The 215-nt window shown below is 54.9% G+C and carries 1 protein-coding gene; it reads left to right on the plus strand.

The window, feature by feature from the left end; all coding sequences use genetic code 11:
- Positions 1-203 (plus strand): hypothetical protein (locus HMPREF0077_RS10915; protein ID WP_004837968.1); only part of this gene is annotated, 203 nt, incomplete at its 5' end.
- Positions 204-215: the final 12 nt, after the last annotated feature.

Genomic DNA, 215 nt, shown 5'->3' on the forward strand with positions numbered 1-215 from the left:
CCTCGAAGGAAGGATACTTCTATCGGACCATATTCGACGGCATTTTCAAGAATCCGACAGCCTGCCTGACTGTCCCCGTCGGTCCCTCGATCGCGTGTTCCTCGCCGACCGCATTTCTCTGGTCTCAGCAGTTTGCGAGTATGGATGATCCGTCTGGAAGGGCCGTGAAAGGCGTGCACATTCAGGCCATTGATACCATGTGAGCAGTTTGCGTG

The organism is Anaerococcus tetradius ATCC 35098, assembly GCF_000159095.1.
Classification (GTDB): Bacteria; Bacillota; Clostridia; order Tissierellales; family Peptoniphilaceae; genus Anaerococcus; species Anaerococcus tetradius.